Source organism: Streptomyces sp. NPDC093097 (assembly GCF_044754325.1).
GTDB lineage: Bacteria > Actinomycetota > Actinomycetes > Streptomycetales > Streptomycetaceae > Streptomyces.
This window is the reverse complement of the sequence record NZ_JBIVOW010000032.1, coordinates 42867-61304: the sequence shown is the minus strand read 5'-3', so window position 1 is coordinate 61304 and position 18438 is coordinate 42867. Positions and strand designations below refer to the sequence as shown.

The window sequence follows — 18438 nt, the reverse complement described above, 5'->3', positions numbered from 1 at the left end:
CGGTCGAGCCGCAGAATCAACCCCCGAACTCCTCCAGGCCCTTGAGCGCCTGGTCCAGCAGCGCCTTGCGGCCCGCCAGCTCACGGCCGAGCTTGTCCGCCTTGGCGGTGTTGCCGGCGGCCGTGGCGGCGTCGATCTGCTTCTGGAGTTTGTCGACGGCGTCCTGGAGCTGACCGGTCAGCCCCGCGGCGCGCGCCCGCGCCTCGGGGTTGGTCCGCCGCCACTCGGTCTCCTCGGCGTCCTGGATGGCCCGCTCGACGGCGTGCATCCGGCCCTCGATCTTGGGGCGGGCGTCCCGCGGGACGTGGCCGATGGCCTCCCACCGCTCGTTGATCGCCCGGAACGCGGCCCGGGCCGCCTTCAGGTCGGTGACCGGGAGCAGCTTCTCCGCCTCGACGGCCAGCTCCTCCTTGCGGGTCAGGTTCTCCCGCTGCTCGGCGTCGCGCTCGGCGAAGACCTCGCCGCGGGCCTGGAAGAAGACGTCCTGGGCGCCGCGGAAGCGGTTCCACAGGTCGTCCTCGTGCTCGCGCTGGGCCCGGCCGGCGGCCTTCCACTCCTGCATCAGGTCGCGGTAGCGGGCGGCGGTGCCGCCCCAGTCCGTGGAGCCGGACAGCGCCTCGGCCTCGGCGACCAGCCGCTCCTTGGCCTTCCGGGACTCCTCGCGCTGGGCGTCCAGCGAGGCGAAGTGCGCCTTGCGGCGCTTGGAGAACGCCGAGCGGGCGTGCGAGAAGCGGTGCCACAGCTCGTCGTCGGACTTGCGGTCCAGCCGGGGCAGCCCCTTCCAGGTGTCCACCAGCGCCCGCAGCCGCTCGCCGGCCGCCCGCCACTGCTCGCTGGCCGCCAGCTCCTCGGCCTCGACGACCAGCTTCTCCTTGGCGTGCCGGGCCTCGTCGGTCTGCTTGGCCTTCACCGCGCGACGCTCCTCGCGCCGCGCCTCGACCGTGCTGACCAGTCCGTCCAGCCGCTTCTTCAGCGTTTCCAGATCGCCCACCGCGTGGTGCTCGTCGACCTGCACGCGCAGGTGGTCGATGGCGGTCTGGGCGTCCTTCGCCGAGAGATCGGTGGTCTTGACCCGCCGTTCCAGGAGGTCGATCTCCACGACCAGGCCCTCATACTTGCGCTCGAAGTAGGCAAGGGCCTCTTCGGGAGTGCCCGCCTGCCACGATCCGACGACCTGCTCGCCGTCGGCGGTACGCACGTACACGGTCCCCGTCTCATCGACGCGGCCCCATGGGTCGCTGCTCACAGCGCCTCCTCCAATGATGCCGGCGCGGGCCTGTGGCCCCCCGGCATCGTCCACAGTTTCTGTCCGGTGGGGCAGCGCCCCGACCGGTCCGACGGGCTGAATTGCGGTGAGGGTGGCAGGCCGTCGGAGCAGGCACCCTTCACAACGCCAATCTAGGCGACCGGCGGTCGGCTGTCCGCATCCAGCACGACCGAAATTCCCGTCGGGGGCGGACGGTGCCCGCCCCCGCGCCGGCCCCCGGCGGTCAGGTCTTCCTGATTGCCGCCTTGTTGATGACGACCGTGGCGTTGGGCGCGGTGTTGCCGGTCGCCGGATCGGGGTGCGAACCGGCCTCGGCGATCTTCTTCAGGACGTCCATGCCGCCGGTGATCCGGCCGAACGGCGTGTAGTTCGGGGGCAGCTGGCTGTCCTGGTAGACGAGGAAGAACTGACTGCCGCCGGTGTTGCGGGTCTTGGGGTCCTTGCCGTTGTAGCGGTTGGCCATGGCGATGGTGCCCGCCGGATAGACGTTGCCCTTGATCCGGGGGGCCTTGAGGTTCTCGTCGGGGATCGTGTAGCCGGGCGTGCCCTGGCCGGTGCCCTTCGGGTCGCCGCACTGCAGGACGTAGATCCCGGTGTCGACGAGGCGGTGGCAGCGGCTGTGGTCGAAGTAGCCCTGGTCGGCCAGGAAGGCGAAGGAGTTGACGGTGTGCGGGGCCTTGTCCGCGTCCATCGTGAACGTGATCCGGCCGCAGGTGGTGGCCAGCTCGGCGGTGTACGAGGCCGAGGTGTCGAGCGCCATCGCCGGCTCCTTGGGCCAGGTCTTCTTCGACGGCGTGCCCTTGGCGGGTCGGGCGCACGGGTCGGCGGTCGCGGACGGCGCCGGGGCGGCGTCGTCGGCGGAGTCCCGGCCCCCGGTCAGCGCGGTGGAGGCGTATGCGGTGAGGCCGGCGGCCAGCGCGACGGCCACGACGCCCGCGACGACCACGTTGCGGTGCTTGCTCCGTCGTACGTTCTCGGTCCGCCGCTGCTGCTGGCGCGCGTACTTCTGCCGGGCGAGCTGGCGCCGCCGCTGGTCCTTGCTGGCCACCGGTCGTCTCCTTGTCCTGAAGTGTCGATCGCTGCCGTCTGCCGTGGGCGTACCGTATACGGGTTCGCCCTGCTGGGAGTCCCGCCGGTAGGCTCTGGAGCTGCCGAGATGTTCCGGGCGCGGTCCCGCAGGCCCGCCCCCGCCGATCTTTAAGGACGAACGTGCTGATTGCCGGGTTCCCCGCCGGGGCCTGGGGGACCAACTGCTATCTGGTCGCCCCCGCCGCCGGTGAGGAGTGCGTGATCATCGACCCGGGCCACCAGGCGGCCCCCGGCGTCGAGGACGCGCTCAGGAAGCATCGGCTCAAGCCCGTCGCCGTCATCCTCACCCACGGCCATATCGACCACGTCGCGTCGGTCGTCCCGGTGTGCGGTGCGCACGACGTCCCCGCCTGGATCCACCCCGAGGACCGCTACATGATGAGCGACCCGGAGAAGGCCCTGGGCCGCTCCATCGGGCAGCAGCTCATGGGCGAGCTGACCGTGGGGGAGCCGGACGACGTCAAGGAGCTGGCCGATGGCAGCGCCCTGGAACTGGCCGGGATGGAGTTCTCGGTCGCCCACGCACCGGGCCATACCAAGGGGTCGGTGACCTTCCGGATGCCCGAACAGGCCGACGTCCCGCCGGTCTTCTTCTCGGGCGACCTGCTGTTCGCCGGCTCCATCGGACGCACCGATCTGCCGGGCGGCGACCACACCGAGATCCTCCGGTCGCTGGAGCGCGTATGCCTCCCGCTGGACGACTCGACCGTGGTCCTCTCCGGCCACGGCCCCCAGACCACCATCGGCCACGAGCGCGCCACCAACCCCTTCCTCCGGCAGGTGGCCGCCGGCCTCGGAGACGGCGTTCAGACCGCCGCTCCGCGACGAGGAATGTGACGAGAACCTTCCGTGAGCACCTTTCAGGCACCCAAGGGCACCTACGACCTGATCCCGCCGAACTCCGCGACGTACCTCGCGGTGCGCGAGGCGATCGCCGCACCGCTGAGGACCTCCGGGTACGGCTACATCGAGACGCCCGGCTTCGAGAACGTCGAGCTGTTCGCCCGCGGTGTCGGTGAGTCCACCGACATCGTCAGCAAGGAGATGTACGCCTTCGAGACCAAGGGCGGCGACCGGCTCGCGCTGCGCCCGGAGGGCACCGCCTCCGTGCTGCGCGCCGCGCTGGAGGCCAACCTCCACAAGGGCGGCAACCTCCCCGTCAAGCTCTGGTACTCCGGCTCGTACTACCGCTACGAGCGTCCGCAGAAGGGCCGCTACCGGCACTTCTCGCAGGTCGGTGCCGAGGCGATCGGCGCCGAGGACCCGGCCCTGGACGCCGAGTTGATCATCCTGGCGCACCAGGCGTACCGCTCGCTGGGGCTGCGCGACTTCCGGATCCTGCTCAACTCGCTCGGTGACAAGGAGTGCCGCCCCGTCTACCGCGCCGCGCTCCAGGAGTTCCTGCGCGGGCTGGAGTTGGACGAGGACACCCGCCGCCGGATCGAGATCAACCCGCTGCGGGTCCTGGACGACAAGCGCGAGTCGGTCCAGGAGCAGCTGATCGGCGCGCCGATGCTGCGCGACTACCTCTGCGAGGCGTGCAAGACCTACCACGAGCAGGTGCGCGAGCTGCTGACCGCGGCGGGCGTGGCCTTCGAGGACGACCCGAAGCTGGTCCGCGGTCTGGACTACTACACCCGCACCACCTTCGAGTTCGTCCACGACGGCCTGGGCTCGCAGTCCGCGGTGGGCGGCGGCGGCCGCTACGACGGCCTGTCGGAGATGATCGGCGGCCCCGCGCTGCCGTCCGTCGGCTGGGCGCTGGGCGTCGACCGCACGGTGCTGGCCCTGGAGGCCGAGGGCATCTCCCTCGACGTCCCGGCCGCCACCGCCGTCTACGCGGTGCCGCTCGGGGAGGAGGCCCGCCGGGTGCTGTTCGGGAAGGTCTCCGAGCTGCGTCTGGCCGGTGTCGCGACGGACTTCGCGTTCGGCGGCAAGGGCCTGAAGAACGCCATGAAGTCCGCCAACCGCTCCGGTGCGCGGCTGGCGCTGGTGGCCGGCGAGCGGGACCTGGCCGAGGGCGTGGTCCAGCTGAAGAACCTGCAGAGCGGCGAGCAGACCGCGGTCGCGCTGGACGCGGTGGTCGAGGAAGTGCAGCGGACGCTCGGCTGAGCCCGGGACACGCGGACTTCGAGGGCCCGGACGGCAGCGTGCCGTCCGGGCCCTCGCGTCAACGCCGGGGCCGCGGAATCACCCCGTATCCGCGCTCGGCACCCCGGGTTCACAGGGAGGTGCGGCACAATGAGGACGCGGCCGGGTCCGCCGGCCGCGCCTCCTTCCCCACGGGACCGACGGAACGGCCATATGACGACGACAGCGCTTGACGACGTGTCCACCGACGACGACCGCGCGAGCGCCGCGGAGACCACCGGCTCGGGTCGTGCCTTCGCCCTGCTCCTGGTGATCACCGGCGTGCTCGGTGGGCTGGCTGCCTGGATCATCACCCTGGACAAGTTCGAGCTGTTGAAGGACCCGAACTTCAAGCCGGCGTGCAGCTTCAACCCGATCATCTCCTGCGGCAGCGTCATGCAGAGCCAGCAGGCGGAGGTCTTCGGCTTCCCCAACCCGATGGCCGGTCTGGTCGGCTTCGGCGTCGTCATCGCGGTCGGGATGGCGCTGCTGGCGGGGGCCCGCTTCCGCCGCTGGTACTGGCTCGGTCTCAACGTGGGCACCCTGCTGGCCTCGGTCTTCTGCATGTGGCTGATGTCCCAGACGCTGTACTCCATCAACGCGCTGTGCCTGTGGTGCACGTTGACCTGGTGCGTCACCATCCTGATGTTCTGGTACACCACCGTGCACAACCTCAAGCACGGCATCCTCCCGGCGCCCGGGGGGCTGCGGAACGCGCTGGTGGAGTTCCACTGGGTGGTCCCGGTGCTCTGGTACGGCGTGATCGGGCTGCTGATCCTGACCCGCTGGTGGTCGTACTGGAGCAGCCTGGTCTGAGTCCTCCGGGAGCCGTCCCGGATCCGTCCGTAAGCCTTCTCGCCCCGGCCGCCGCACCTGGCGGCCGGGGCGTTGTCAGTGGTGTGGCTTAGGCTCCTTAAGCGTGGAGCCCGACCTGTTCACCGCCGCCGCGGAAGACCGTCAGGAGAAGGACCCCGCGGGGTCGCCTCTCGCCGTACGCATGCGCCCGCGCACCCTCGACGAAGTCGTCGGGCAGCAGCATCTGCTCAAGCCCGGTTCGCCGTTGCGGCGGCTGGTGGGGGAGGGCAACGGGGGGCCGGCGGGGCCGTCTTCGGTGTTCCTGTGGGGGCCGCCCGGCATCGGCAAGACGACGCTCGCGTACGTCGTGAGCCAGGCGACCAACAAGCGCTTCGTCGAGCTCTCCGCGATCACGGCCGGGGTCAAGGAGGTCCGCGCGGTCATCGACGGTGCCCGCCGCGCCTCGGGCGGCTACGGCAAGGACACCGTCCTCTTCCTCGACGAGATCCACCGCTTCAGCAAGGCCCAGCAGGACTCCCTGCTGCCCGCGGTGGAGAACCGCTGGGTGACGCTGATCGCCGCCACGACGGAGAACCCGTACTTCTCGGTGATCTCCCCGCTGCTCTCCCGCTCCCTGCTGCTGACCCTCGAACCGCTCACCGACGACGATCTGCGGGCCCTGCTGCATCGTGCGTTGACCGATCACCGCGGGCTCGGCGGGGCGGTCACCCTGCCCGAGGACACCGAGGCGCATCTGCTGCGGATCGCCGGTGGCGACGCCCGGCGGGCGCTGACGGCCCTGGAGGCGGGCGCCGGGTCCGCGCTGGCCAGGGGGGATCAGGAGATCACCCTCCAGACGCTGGAGGAGGCGGTCGACCGTGCGGCGGTGAAGTACGACCGGGCCGGCGACCAGCACTACGACGTCGCCAGCGCGCTGATCAAGTCGATCCGCGGCTCCGACGTGGACGCCGCGCTGCACTATCTGGCGCGGATGATCGAGGCGGGGGAGGACCCGCGGTTCATCGCCCGTCGGCTGATGATCTCGGCCAGTGAGGACATCGGTCTGGCCGATCCGTCGGCGTTGCAGACGGCGGTGGCGGCGGCCCAGGCGGTGGCGCTGATCGGCTTCCCGGAGGCCCGGATCACGCTGGGCCAGGCCACCATCGCGCTCGCGCTGGCGCCGAAGTCCAATGCCGCCTATCTGGCGATAGACGCGGCGCTGGCGGACGTCAGGGCCGGCAAGGCCGGGCCGGTCCCCGCGCATCTGCGCGACAGTCACTACCAGGGCGCCCAGAAGCTCGGCCACGGCAAGGGCTACCAGTACCCGCACGATCTGCCCGGCGGCATCGCGGCCCAGCAGTACGCCCCGGACGCGGTGCACGGCACGCGCTACTACGCCCCCACCCGGCACGGCGCCGAGGCGCGCTATGCCGATGTCACCGAGCGGGTCCGGGCCCGGCTGCGCGGGGAGAAGGGCGACTGACGGGGGCGGCCGGCGCCGCGACGCCGGTCAGCTCGCCGCGGCCTCGAAGAGGGTGTGCATCGCCCGGCGCAGCTCGGCGATGTCCCGGACCGGCTCGGGGAAGTCGAAGCGGGCGTCGAAGGACCGCTGAGCACCGTCGGTGCCGCCGGCTCCCGGGGTGCGGCCCGCGGCGCCCTGAACGAAGCGGACCCGCAGCCCGAAGCGGTCCAGGCCGACCGGTACGGCGCTCTCGCGCACTCCGCAGACCTCGCCGCCGCGCTCGCCGAGCAGTGTGCACAGCCCGCGGACCTGCGCGGAGTGGGCCGAGTGCAGGTGCTGGAGCAGCTCCGCCTCGTGTTCGATCAGCGGGTCGGGTGCGGCGGCGGCGAATGCGTCGGGCTCGCACTGCTCCGCGCCCCACAGGTCGTCCACCGCGGCCTCGCCCACCTCCAGGCGCAGCAGCATCCAGGCGGGACGCCCGTAGTGGCCCGGGTCCGGGTCCGGGGCCAGTGCCTCGCCGATGCCCAGCAGTTCGCCGACCGGGTGCCGCTCGGCGAGCAGCATGGCGGCGCGGGCGCGCTGGTCGTTGCGCACGGGGGTGAGCCAGCCGGCGATCCAGGCGCGGCCGCGGATCCGGTGGGGCACCGAGACCGGGGCGACGTCCGTGATCTCCATCACGGCGGCGAGATCGTCGTCCTGGGCGTGCGCGGCCGCCCGGGCGGCCGCGGAGTCGCCGGGGACCAGCAACAGCACGTCTCCCTCGGGTGTCGCGGTCCGGCAGACGGGCGCGGCGAGGCCGGTCACGTCGGAATCCTCGATTCCGGGGATGCTCAGTGACGCCATACCATGGGATTCGACGAGAGTTCGTACGCGCTCAGCCGCCGAGGGCCGCTGGGCGTCTTCCACGGGACGCGGCTGACCCGTCCCGGTGCGGTCCGCGCCGGGCAGGTGGATCCCAGGTCGAAACATGCGTTCTCCTCGCGCTAAGGTAAGCCTCACCTAACTTACATGGAGGAACGTTCCACGTGAACCAGTCGCGTCCCAAGGTCAAGAAGTCCCGTGCGCTCGGCATCGCGCTGACGCCGAAGGCCGTCAAGTACTTCGAGGCCCGTCCCTACCCGCCCGGCGAGCACGGCCGGGGCCGCAAGCAGACCAGTGACTACAAGGTCCGTCTGCTGGAGAAGCAGCGTCTGCGCGCTCAGTACGACATCAGCGAGCGCCAGATGGTCCGTGCCTACGACCGCGCTCGGAAGGTCGAGGGCAAGACGGGCGAGGCCCTGATCGTCGAGCTTGAGCGCCGTCTGGACGCGCTCGTCCTGCGTTCGGGCCTGGCCCGGACGATCTACCAGGCCCGCCAGATGGTGGTCCACGGCCACATCTCGGTCAACGACCGCAAGGTCGACAAGCCGTCCTTCCGCGTCCGCCCCGGCGACGTGGTGATGGTCCGCGAGCGCAGCCGTGACAAGCACCCCTTCCAGGTGGCCCGCGAGGGTGGCTACGCCCCCGACGGCGAGACCCCGCGCTACCTGGAGGTCAACCTCCAGGCCCTGGCGTTCCGCCTGGACCGGGACCCCAACCGCAAGGAGATCCCGGTGATCTGCGACGAGCAGCTCGTCGTCGAGTACTACGCCCGCTGATCCACTCGGCCGGCACACCGCTGCTCAGCCCGCCGTCTCCCCGCCGCTCGCGGACGGGGAGGCGGCGGGCTGCTGCGTGCGGGGCGCTGCGGTCCGGCCAACTCCCCGGCCGCGGCCGGGAGTTCGTCGGCCGGCGGCCCCGGTTCCCGGGCGGGCGCACCAGGCCGGCCCCCGGTGAACTGCCCGGCGGAAACCGGCAGTCGCGCCCGCGGCGGCCGCTTCGCAAGAGCGCGTGCCCCGCGCGGAAACGGAGCGCACGCGAAGCGATACGGACCGTACGATCCCCCCTCCCGGCGCCCCGCGTCGGAGCGGTAGCGCGGTACGGGCGGACAGCCGCGGCGCGATAAGGTCAAGGTTGCCGTTCGAGCAGGACGAGCCAGACCAGAGCAGACCAGTCGGAGTGTGGTGCCAGCGTGTCCGGTGGAGAGGTGGCCGGGATCCTCGTGGCCGTCTTCTGGGCGATCCTCGTGTCGTTCCTCGCCCTCGTACTGGTGAGGTTGGCGCAGACCCTCAAGGCGACCACCAAGATGGTGAGCCAGGTGTCCGAGCAGGCCGTTCCGCTGCTCGCGGACGCGTCCGAGACCGTCCGCTCCGCGCACACCCAACTCGCCCGCGTCGACGCCATCGCCGCCGACGTCCAGGAGGTCACCGCCAACGCCTCGGCGCTCTCCTCGACCGTCTCCTCCGCCTTCGGCGGCCCGCTGGTCAAGGTGGCCGCGTTCGGCTACGGCGTACGGCGCGCGATCGGCAAGAAGGGCCTGCCCGAGCCGGACCGCACCGTCATCGTCGGCCGCACCCTGCCCGGCGCCCGCCGCGGCGCGCGCCGCTCCCGTCGCTCCAAGGACTGATCACCGCGATGTTCCGCCGCGCATTCTGGTTCACCACCGGCGCCGCCGCCGGGGTGTGGGCCACCAACAAGGTCCACCAAAAGCTGCGCAAGCTGCAGCCCGACAGCCTCGCCGCGCAGGCCGCGGACAAGGCCGTCGAGACCGGACACCGGCTGCGCCAATTTGCATTGGACGTACGGGCCGGAATGGCGGACCGTGAAGAGCAACTGCACGACGCCCTCGGACTGGCCCAGCCCGCCGAGGTGCGCGAGCTGCCCGCCCCGCGCCGTGCGGTGCGGGGCACGTCGTACCGAACCACGAGAACCCCCGGCCTGACCGGACCGACCGGAAATGAGGACCACTGATGGAGTCGGCTGAAATCCGCCGCCGCTGGCTGCGCTTCTTCGAAGAGCGCGGGCACACCGTCGTGCCGTCGGCGTCGCTGATCGCGGACGACCCGACGCTGCTCCTGGTCCCGGCGGGCATGGTCCCCTTCAAGCCGTACTTCCTCGGCGAGGTCAAGCCCCCCTTCAAGACCGCCACCAGCGTCCAGAAGTGCGTCCGCACGCCGGACATCGAAGAGGTCGGCAAGACCACCCGGCACGGCACGTTCTTCCAGATGTGCGGCAACTTCTCCTTCGGCGACTACTTCAAGGAAGGCGCGATCAAGTACGCCTGGGAGCTGCTGACGACTCCCGTGGCGGAGGGCGGCTACGGCCTGGAGCCCGAGAAGCTCTGGGTCACCGTCTACCTGGACGACGACGAGGCCGAGCGCATCTGGCACGAGGTCGTCGGTGTGCCCAAGGAGCGCATCCAGCGCCTGGGCAAGAAGGAGAACTACTGGTCCATGGGCGTCCCGGGCCCCTGCGGCCCGTGCTCGGAGATCAACTACGACCGGGGTCCTGAGTTCGGCGTCGAGGGCGGCCCGGCCGTCAACGACGAGCGCTACGTGGAGATCTGGAACCTGGTCTTCATGCAGTACGAGCGCGGTGCGGGCCTCGGCAAGGAGGACTTCGAGATCCTCGGCGAGCTGCCGTCGAAGAACATCGACACCGGCCTCGGCCTGGAACGCCTCGCCATGATCCTGCAGGGCGTGCACAACATGTACGAGACCGACACCCTCCGGGTGGTCATCGACAAGGCCGGTGAGCTCACCGGCGTCCGCTACGGCGCCGCCCACGACTCCGACGTCTCGCTGCGCGTGGTCGCCGACCACATGCGCACCTCGACGATGCTCATCGGCGACGGCGTCACCCCCGGCAACGAGGGCCGCGGCTACGTGCTGCGCCGCATCATGCGCCGGGCCATCCGCAACATGCGGCTGCTCGGCGCCACCGGCCTGGTCGTCGGCGAGCTGCTCGACGTGGTCATCCGGACGATGGGGCAGCAGTACCCGGAGCTCCTCCAGGACCGCAAGCGGATCGAGACGGTCGCCCTCGCCGAGGAGGCCGCCTTCCTCAAGACCCTCAAGGCCGGCACCAACATCCTCGACGGCGCCGTCACCGAGACCAAGGCCGCCGGCGGCAAGGTGCTCCCCGGCGACAAGGCGTTCCTGCTCCACGACACCTGGGGCTTCCCGATCGACCTCACCCTCGAAATGGCCGCCGAGCAGGGCCTGTCGGTGGACGAGGACGGTTTCCGCCGCCTGATGAAGGAGCAGCGGGAGCGCGCCAAGGCCGACGCCCAGGCCAAGAAGCACGGCCATGCCGACATGTCGGCCTACCGTGAGATCGCCGACGCCGCCGGCTCCTCGGTCTTCACCGGCTATACCGACACCGAGGGCGAGTCCACCGTCGCCGGCCTCGTGGTCAACGGCGTCTCGGCCCCGGCCGCCCACGAGGGCGACGAGGTCGAGGTCGTGCTGGACCGCACGCCGTTCTACGCCGAGGGCGGCGGCCAGCTCGCCGACAGCGGCCGCATCAAGCTGGACAACGGCGCCGTCGTCGAGGTGCGCGACGTCCAGCAGCCGGTGCCCGGCGTCACCGTCCACAAGGGCGTGGTGCAGGTCGGCGAGGTGGTGCTCGGCTCCGCCGCGTACGCCGTCATCGACGTCCAGCGCCGCCGGGCCATCGCCCGTGCCCACAGCGCCACCCACCTCACCCACCAGGCGCTGCGCGACGCGCTGGGCCCGACGGCCGCCCAGGCCGGTTCGGAGAACTCCCCGGGCCGCTTCCGCTTCGACTTCGGCTCGCCGACCGCCGTGCCCGGCTCGGTCCTCACCGACGTCGAGCAGAAGATCAACGACGTGCTGTCGCGTGAACTCGACGTGCACGCCGAGGTCATGAGCATGGACGACGCCAAGAAGCAGGGCGCCATCGCCGAGTTCGGCGAGAAGTACGGCGAGCGGGTCCGCGTGGTCACCATCGGCGACTTCTCCAAGGAGCTGTGCGGCGGCACGCACGTCCACAACACCGCCCAGCTGGGCCTGGTGAAGCTGCTCGGCGAGTCCTCCATCGGCTCCGGCGTGCGCCGCGTCGAGGCCCTGGTCGGCGTCGACGCCTACCGCTTCCTGGCCCGTGAGCACACCGTCGTCTCGCAGCTCACCGAGCTGGTCAAGGGGCGTCCGGAGGAGCTGCCGGAGAAGATCTCCGGTGTCCTGGCCAAGCTGAAGGACGCCGAGAAGGAGATCGAGAAGTTCCGCGCGGAGAAGGTGCTCCAGGCCGCGGCCGGCCTCGCCGAGGGCGCCAAGGACGTCCGCGGGGTGGCGCTGGTCGCCGCCCGGGTCCAGGACGGCACCTCCGCCGACGACCTGCGCAAGCTGGTCCTCGACGTGCGCGGCCGGATCCAGGGCGACCGCGCCGTGGTCGTGGCCCTCTTCACCGTGGCGGGCGGGCGTCCGCTGACCGTCATCGCCACCAACGAGGCCGCCCGCGAGCGCGGCATCAAGGCCGGTGATCTGGTCCGCACCGCCGCCAAGACGCTCGGCGGTGGCGGCGGCGGCAAGCCGGACGTCGCCCAGGGCGGTGGCCAGAACGCCGCCGCGGTGCCCGAGGCCATCGGTGCCGTCGAGCACCTCGTGGCCGAGGCGGCCTGACGGCCGTGAGCGAGATGCGACGCGGTCGCCGCATCGCCGTGGATGTCGGGGACGCCCGGATCGGGGTCGCCTCGTGCGACCCCGACGGGGTCCTCGCCACCCCCGTCGAGACCGTGCCGGGACGCGACGTCCCGGCCGCGCACCGGCGGCTCAAGGCGATCGTCGAGGAGTACGAGCCGCTTGAGGTCGTGGTCGGCCTGCCCCGCTCCCTCAGTGGGGGAGAGGGGCCGGCCGCGGCCAAAGTCCGGGCGTTCGCCCGGGAGTTGGCGCAGAACATCGCCCCCGTCGGGGTCCGGCTGGTCGACGAGCGGATGTCGACGGTCACCGCCACCCACGGGCTGCGGGCCTCCGGTGTCCGCAGCAAGAAGGGCCGCTCGGTGGTCGACCAGGCCGCCGCGGTGGTCATCCTGCAGAGCGCGCTGGAGACCGAACGCACCTCCGGGCGGCCGCCCGGGGAGAGCGTCGAGGTGGTCCTCTGATCGCGGTACGGTAACGTTCCGCGCGTTGTGGCGGCGGTTCGAACAGCCGCGCGTGCAAGCAGAGGCGGATCAGCACCGCAGGCGCTGCCCGGATGGCGCGCCCCGCCTCTCGTCTCTAGGGGATCGATGACCGAGTATGGCCGGGGCTACGGCTCCGAACCGTGGCATCCCGACGACCCGCTCTACGGAGACCGGGACCCGTACGGACGCCGGGAGCAGCAGCCGCAGTGGACCGGGCAGCAGTCCGGCGGGTATCCCCAACAGCAGTACCCCCAGCAGCCGTACCCGGCGGGCCACGGCGGCTGGGAGGGCGCACCGCCGCAGGACGGCCGGCCGGCGTACGACCCGTACGGGCAGCAGCAGCCGGCCGATCCGTACCTCCAGCCGGGCCAGGGCTACCCCGACCCGCACCACCAGGCCGGCCCGCACTACGCCGGGCAGGAGCACTACGGGAGTCAGGACGGCTACGGGTACCAGGAGGGCCCGCAGTTGTCCGCCCCGCAGCACGGGATGCCCGGGGCACCCGATCCGCACCAGCCGTACGAGCAGGTGCCGCCGCACGGACCGGGCGGCTACCCGGAGGGGCCCGGCCCGCAGCAGCACCCGCAGGCCGGGCCTTCGTACGAGGACCCGGCGACGGCCGGGGACGACTGGCGGGCGGCGCCGGACGCCGATGAGCCCGCGCCCCGGCGCGCGCCGGGCCGGGAGAACTCGTTCTTCGCCGACGACGAGGACGACGCCGACGGCTATGGCGAGGACGAGGACGGCCGGTCCGGCCGCGACCGCCGGGGCCGGAAGGACAAGAAGAACAAGAAGAACAAGCGGCGCAGCGGTACCGCCTGTCTGGTCGTGACGCTGGTCTTCGCCGGTGCGGTCGGTACCGTCGGCTACTTCGGCTACGACTTCTTCATGCGCCACTTCGGTTCGTCGCCCGACTACGAGGGCCAGGGCAGCGGCGATGTCCAGGTGGAGATCCCGGGCGGTGTGCCGCTCTCCGAGATGGGCACGATCCTCGCCCACAACGGCGTGATCAAGAGCGCGGGTGCGTTCACCGAGGCGGCCGCCGAGAACAAGCAGGCGAGGACCCTCCAGCCCGGCGCGTACACCCTGCGCAAGCAGATGTCGGCGGCGGCCGCCATCGAGCTGATGCTGGATCCCAAGAGCCGCAACGGCCTGACGATCCGGGAGGGCCTGCGGGCCAGCGCGGTCTACGACATGATCGACAAAAAGCTCAAGCTCACGTCGGGCACCACCAAGGACATCGCGCACAACCAGGCGAAGAGTCTGGGGCTGCCCTCCTGGGCCGACGACTCCTCGAAGATCAAGGACCCGCTGGAGGGCTTCCTCTACCCGTCCACGTACAGCGTCGGCGACCACGCCAAACCGGCCGACGTGCTCCGGGAGATGGTCTCGCGGGCCGACCAGGAATACCAGAAGTACGATCTCGAAACGAACGCCAAGAAATTCCATCTGGATTCTCCGCTCCAGCTCGTCACCGTCGCCAGCCTCACCCAGGCCGAGGGCATGACGCACGATGACTTCCGGAAGATGGCCGCGGTCGTCTACAACCGGTTGGCGCCGACGAATGTGGACACCAACCAGAAGCTGGAATTCGACTCGACGTTCAACTACCTCAAGAACCAGAGCAAGATCGATATCAGTACGCACGAGATCCGGCACTTCGACGATCCGTACAACACGTACTTCTACAAGGGATTGCCGCCCGGCCCGATCGGAAACCCCGGTGCGGACGCGCTGAAGGCGACGATCAATCCGGACGATTCTCAGAAGTGGCTCTACTTCATCTCGATCGACGGTAAGAAGACGGACTTCACCACCAACCTCAAGGACCACGAGAAGCTCGTCCAGGAATTCAACAAGCGGCAGCAAGAGAAGAAGCAGAACGGGAACTGAAGGCAAGTCCGTGTCCGACACCAAGAAGGCGGCGGTCCTCGGATCGCCCATCGCGCACTCCCTCTCGCCGGTCCTGCACCGCGCCGCCTATGACGAACTCGGGCTCACCGGCTGGGAGTACGGCCGCCACGAGGTCGACGAGGCCGCCCTCCCCGCGTTCCTGGAGAAGCTCGGCCCCGAGTGGGCCGGCCTGTCGCTGACCATGCCGCTCAAGCGCGCGGTGATCCCGCTGCTGGACGAGATCAGCCCGACCGCGGCCTCGGTCGAGGCGGTCAACACCGTCGTGTTCACCCCCGACGGACGCCGGCGCGGCGACAACACCGACATCCCCGGCATGCTCGCCGCGCTGCGCGAGCGCGGCGTCGAGCGGGTCGAGCGGGCCGCGGTCCTGGGCGCCGGCGCCACCGCCTCCTCGGCGCTGGCCGCGCTCTCCCGGATCTGCACCGGCGAGGTCACCGCGTATGTGCGCAGCGCCGCCCGCGCCGAGGAGATGCGCGGCTGGGGCGAACGGCTCGGCGTCCCGGTCCGCACCGCCCCCTGGGACGACGCCGCCGCGGCCCTCGACGCGCCGCTGGTCATCGCCACCACCCCGGCGGGCAGCACCGACCGCCTCGCCGCCGCCGTCCCCGCGCGGCCCGGCACCCTCTTCGACGTGCTCTACGAGCCCTGGCCGACCGCCCTGGCCGCCGCCTGGGCCGACCGCGGCGGTGCCGTCGTCGGCGGCCTGGACCTTCTGGTCCACCAGGCCGTCCTCCAGGTCGAGCAGATGACCGGCCGGGCGCCGGCGCCGCTGGCCGCGATGCGCCGGGCCGGCGAGGCGGCGCTCGCCGCCCGCTGACCGGTCCGCGGCGGTCCGCACCCTGGACGGGGCGCCGCGCGGCCCCCGCGGCGTGGGAGGATCAGAGCAGATACGCGTATGCGCGCAAGATGAGCAGGACTGAGGAGCACCGTTGAGCAGGTTGCGCTGGCTGACGGCGGGGGAGTCGCACGGCCCCGCACTCGTGGCGACGCTGGAGGGCCTTCCCGCCGGCGTGCCGATCACCACGGAGATGGTGGCGGACGCCCTGGCCCGCCGCCGGCTCGGCTATGGCCGCGGTGCCCGGATGAAGTTCGAGCGCGACGAGGTCACCTTCCTCGGCGGCGTGCGGCACGGCCGGTCGCTGGGCTCTCCCGTTGCGATCATGGTCGGCAACACCGAGTGGCCCAAGTGGGAGAAGGTGATGGCCGCCGACCCGGTGGACGAGGCCGAGCTCGCCGAACTGGCCCGCAACGCCCCGCTGACCCGCCCCCGCCCCGGCCACGCCGACCTGGCGGGCATGCAGAAGTACGGCTTCGACGAGGCCCGCCCGATCCTGGAGCGCGCCTCCGCCCGCGAGACCGCGGCCCGGGTCGCCCTGGGCACGGTCGCCCGCTCCTTCCTCAAGGAGACCGCCGGCATCGAGATCGTCTCGCACGTCGTGGAACTGGCCGCCGCCAAGGCGCCCTACGGGTCCTACCCCACCCCCGCCGACGTCGAGAAGCTGGACGCCGACCCGGTGCGCTGCCTGGACGCCGACGCGTCGAAGGCGATGGTCGCCGAGATCGACCAGGCCCACAAGGACGGCGACACGCTCGGCGGCGTCGTCGAGGTGCTGGCCTACGGCGTGCCGGTCGGCCTCGGTTCGCACGTCCACTGGGACCGCCGGCTGGACGCCCGGCTGGCCGCCGCCCTGATGGGCATCCAGGCCATCAAGGGCGTCGAGGTCGGCGACGGCTTCGACCTGGCGCGGGTGCCCGGCTCCAAGGCGCACGACGAGATCCTCGCCACCGACGAGGGCATCAAGCGCTCCTCCGGCCGCTCCGGCGGCACCGAGGGCGGCCTGACCACCGGTGAACTCCTGCGCGTCCGGGCCGCGATGAAGCCGATCGCCACCGTGCCGCGGGCCCTGGCGACGATCGACGTCGCCACCGGTGAGGCCGCCAAGGCGCACCACCAGCGCTCCGACGTCTGCGCGGTCCCGGCCGCCGGCATCGTCGCCGAGGCGATGGTGGCGCTGGTGCTGGCGGACGCGGTGGTGGAGAAGTTCGGCGGCGACAGCGTGCCGGAGACCCGGCGCAACGTCCGCAGCTTCCTCGACAACCTGGCGATCAAGTGACCGCGCCCGTCGTCGTGTTGGTCGGCCCGCCCGGCGCCGGCAAGTCCACCGTGGGTGAACTGCTGGCCGGGCGGCTGGGCGTCGGCTACCGCGACACCGACGCCGACATCGTCGGCACCGCCGGCAAGCCGATCGCCGAGATCTTCATCGAGGACGGCGAGCCGCACTTTCGCGCGCTGGAGCGGGAGGCGGTCCGCACCGCCCTCGACGCGCACGCCGGGGTGCTCTCCCTCGGCGGCGGCGCGATCATGGACGACGGCACCCGGAAGCTGCTGACCGGCCTGCCGGTGGTCTTCCTGGACGTCGAACTCGCCGACGCCGTCAAGCGGGTGGGCCTGGACGCCCCCCGCCCGCTGCTCGCGGTCAACCCGCGCAAGCAGTGGCGCGAGCTGATGGAGCGGCGCCGCCCGCTCTACACCGAGGTCGCGCGCGCCGTGATCGCCACCGGGGACCGCACCCCGCAGGAGGTCGCCGACGCGATCGTGCACGCTTTGGAGCTCGGACCGGCCGGGGCGGACCCCGCGGGCCGGACCGGCAGGGAGGAACAGGCATGACGGAGCACGCCACCCGGATCCACGTCGGCGGTACCGCCGGCACCGAGCCCTACGAGGTCCTCGTCGGGCGGCAGCTGCTGGGCGAACTCCCCGGTGTGATCGGGAGGGCCGCCAAGCGCGTCGCCGTGCTGCACCCGGAGGCGCTGGCCGCCACCGGCGAGGCGCTGCGCGAGGACCTGGCCGGCCAGGGCTACGAGGCGATCGCCATCCAGCTGCCCAACGCCGAGGAGGCCAAGACCGCCGAGGTCGCCGCCTACTGCTGGAAGGCGCTCGGCCAGACCGGCTTCACCCGCACCGACGTGATCGTCGGCGTGGGCGGCGGCGCCACCACCGACCTGGCCGGCTTCGTCGCCGCGACCTGGCTGCGCGGGGTGCGCTGGATCGCCGTCCCGACCACCGTGCTGGGCATGGTGGACGCCGCGGTCGGCGGCAAGACCGGGATCAACACCGCCGAGGGCAAGAACCTCGTCGGCGCCTTCCACCCGCCGGCCGCGGTGCTCTGCGATCTGGCCGCGCTCGACACCCTCCCGGTGCACGACTACGTCTCCGGGCTGGCCGAGGTCATCAAGGCCGGCTTCATCGCCGACCCGGTGATCCTGGACCTGATCGAGTCCGACCCGGAGGGCGCCAAGCGCCCCGACGGCCCGCACACCGCCGAGCTGATCGAGCGGGCGATCCGGGTCAAGGCCGAGGTGGTCTCCGCGGACCTCAAGGAGTCCGGGCTGCGGGAGATCCTCAACTACGGCCACACTCTCGCGCACGCCATCGAGAAGAACGAGCGCTACAACTGGCGGCACGGCGCCGCGGTCTCCGTCGGCATGGTCTTCGCCGCCGAACTCGGCCGGATCGCCGGCCGGTTGGACGACGCCACCGCCGACCGGCACCGCGCCGTCCTGGCCTCCGTCGGGCTGCCGCTGACCTACCGCGGCGACCAGTGGCCCAAGCTGCTGGAGACCATGAAGGTCGACAAGAAGTCCCGCGGCGACCGGCTCCGCTTCATCGTCCTGGACGGCCTGGCCAAGCCGGTCGTCCTGGAGAGCCCGGACCCGGCGATGCTGCTCGCCGCGCACGCGGAGATCGCCGCATGAGCGAGCGCGGCGCGGGAATCGTGGGAA

At 71.7% G+C, this 18438-nt stretch carries 17 protein-coding genes; 14 read left to right on the top strand and 3 right to left on the bottom strand.

Annotated features, from left to right (window positions below; genetic code table 11):
* Positions 1–16: 16 nt before the first annotated feature.
* Entirely contained in the window at positions 17–1246 is a 1230-nt protein-coding gene (locus tag ACIQE0_RS35700; protein ID WP_366336891.1) for a DUF349 domain-containing protein, read from the bottom strand.
* Positions 1247–1490: 244 nt separating this feature from the next.
* Entirely contained in the window at positions 1491–2315 is an 825-nt protein-coding gene (locus tag ACIQE0_RS35695; RefSeq protein ID WP_402339729.1) for a peptidylprolyl isomerase, read from the bottom strand.
* Between the two features lie 161 nt (positions 2316–2476).
* On the opposite strand from ACIQE0_RS35695, the gene ACIQE0_RS35690 reads away from it, so the two are divergent.
* From ACIQE0_RS35690 to ACIQE0_RS35675, 4 genes are all read left to right on the top strand, one after another.
* Positions 2477–3193: an MBL fold metallo-hydrolase gene (locus ACIQE0_RS35690; RefSeq protein WP_366336887.1), complete on the top strand. Its 717-nt coding sequence runs from the start codon at positions 2477–2479 to the stop codon at positions 3191–3193.
* A 12-nt stretch (positions 3194–3205) separates the two neighbouring features.
* A complete protein-coding gene (gene hisS, locus ACIQE0_RS35685; RefSeq protein ID WP_402339726.1) occupies positions 3206–4468 on the top strand; it encodes a histidine--tRNA ligase in 1263 nt (420 codons plus the stop codon).
* Between the two features lie 192 nt (positions 4469–4660).
* Positions 4661–5302 carry a vitamin K epoxide reductase family protein gene (locus tag ACIQE0_RS35680; RefSeq protein ID WP_402339724.1) on the top strand — a complete coding sequence of 214 codons (642 nt, stop codon included), beginning with the start codon at positions 4661–4663 and terminating at the stop codon, positions 5300–5302.
* A 103-nt stretch (positions 5303–5405) separates the two neighbouring features.
* Positions 5406–6764, top strand: a complete 1359-nt coding sequence (locus ACIQE0_RS35675; protein WP_402339721.1) for a replication-associated recombination protein A — start codon at positions 5406–5408, stop codon at positions 6762–6764.
* A 27-nt stretch (positions 6765–6791) separates the two neighbouring features.
* Here ACIQE0_RS35675 and ACIQE0_RS35670 read toward each other — a convergent pair whose 3' ends face one another.
* Positions 6792–7586, bottom strand: a complete 795-nt coding sequence (locus ACIQE0_RS35670; protein ID WP_402339718.1) for a DUF2470 domain-containing protein — start codon at positions 7584–7586, stop codon at positions 6792–6794.
* A 182-nt stretch (positions 7587–7768) separates the two neighbouring features.
* Here ACIQE0_RS35670 and rpsD point away from each other — a divergent pair, with 182 nt between their 5' ends.
* The 10 genes from rpsD (at position 7769) to aroB (ending at position 18411) form a co-directional block, all read left to right on the top strand.
* Positions 7769–8380: a 30S ribosomal protein S4 gene (rpsD, locus tag ACIQE0_RS35665; protein WP_366336877.1), complete on the top strand. Its 612-nt coding sequence runs from the start codon at positions 7769–7771 to the stop codon at positions 8378–8380.
* 413 nt (positions 8381–8793) lie between these two features.
* Positions 8794–9228 carry a DUF948 domain-containing protein gene (locus tag ACIQE0_RS35660; RefSeq protein ID WP_366336875.1) on the top strand — a complete coding sequence of 145 codons (435 nt, stop codon included), beginning with the start codon at positions 8794–8796 and terminating at the stop codon, positions 9226–9228.
* Positions 9229–9236: 8 nt separating this feature from the next.
* Positions 9237–9572, top strand: a complete 336-nt coding sequence (locus ACIQE0_RS35655) for a DUF6167 family protein (RefSeq protein ID WP_366336873.1) — start codon at positions 9237–9239, stop codon at positions 9570–9572.
* Complete coding sequence (gene alaS, locus ACIQE0_RS35650) at positions 9572–12241, top strand: alanine--tRNA ligase (protein ID WP_402339713.1); 2670 nt, start codon at positions 9572–9574, stop codon at positions 12239–12241. Before ACIQE0_RS35655 ends, alaS begins: the two co-directional genes overlap by 1 nt.
* Before the next feature lie 14 nt (positions 12242–12255).
* Positions 12256–12720, top strand: a complete 465-nt coding sequence (ruvX, locus tag ACIQE0_RS35645) for a Holliday junction resolvase RuvX (RefSeq protein WP_384102850.1) — start codon at positions 12256–12258, stop codon at positions 12718–12720.
* A 126-nt stretch (positions 12721–12846) separates the two neighbouring features.
* Positions 12847–14634 carry an endolytic transglycosylase MltG gene (gene mltG, locus ACIQE0_RS35640; protein ID WP_366336869.1) on the top strand — a complete coding sequence of 596 codons (1788 nt, stop codon included), beginning with the start codon at positions 12847–12849 and terminating at the stop codon, positions 14632–14634.
* Between the two features lie 10 nt (positions 14635–14644).
* A complete protein-coding gene (locus ACIQE0_RS35635; protein ID WP_366336867.1) occupies positions 14645–15472 on the top strand; it encodes a shikimate dehydrogenase in 828 nt (275 codons plus the stop codon).
* Positions 15473–15584: 112 nt separating this feature from the next.
* Positions 15585–16769, top strand: coding sequence for a chorismate synthase (gene aroC / locus ACIQE0_RS35630; protein ID WP_384102745.1), 1185 nt, complete (start codon positions 15585–15587; stop codon positions 16767–16769).
* A complete protein-coding gene (locus ACIQE0_RS35625) occupies positions 16766–17323 on the top strand; it encodes a shikimate kinase (protein ID WP_366336863.1) in 558 nt (185 codons plus the stop codon). Before aroC ends, ACIQE0_RS35625 begins: the two co-directional genes overlap by 4 nt.
* Positions 17320–18411 (top strand): 3-dehydroquinate synthase, encoded by a 1092-nt coding sequence (aroB, locus tag ACIQE0_RS35620; RefSeq protein ID WP_366336861.1) that lies wholly within the window; start codon positions 17320–17322, stop codon positions 18409–18411. Before ACIQE0_RS35625 ends, aroB begins: the two co-directional genes overlap by 4 nt.
* Positions 18412–18438 lie beyond the last annotated feature (27 nt).

Excerpts from the sequence above, each read along its gene's own strand:
- aroB (WP_366336861.1), top strand. The coding sequence starts at position 17,320 with ATGACGGAGCACGCCACCCGGATCCACGTCGGCGGTACCGCCGGCACC.
- ACIQE0_RS35670 (WP_402339718.1), bottom strand. The coding sequence starts at position 7,586 with ATGGCGTCACTGAGCATCCCCGGAATCGAGGATTCCGACGTGACCGGC.
- ACIQE0_RS35655 (WP_366336873.1), top strand. The coding sequence starts at position 9,237 with ATGTTCCGCCGCGCATTCTGGTTCACCACCGGCGCCGCCGCCGGGGTG.
- mltG (WP_366336869.1), top strand. The coding sequence starts at position 12,847 with ATGACCGAGTATGGCCGGGGCTACGGCTCCGAACCGTGGCATCCCGAC.
- ACIQE0_RS35680 (WP_402339724.1), top strand. The coding sequence starts at position 4,661 with ATGACGACGACAGCGCTTGACGACGTGTCCACCGACGACGACCGCGCG.
- alaS (WP_402339713.1), top strand. The coding sequence starts at position 9,572 with ATGGAGTCGGCTGAAATCCGCCGCCGCTGGCTGCGCTTCTTCGAAGAG.
- ruvX (WP_384102850.1), top strand. The coding sequence starts at position 12,256 with ATGCGACGCGGTCGCCGCATCGCCGTGGATGTCGGGGACGCCCGGATC.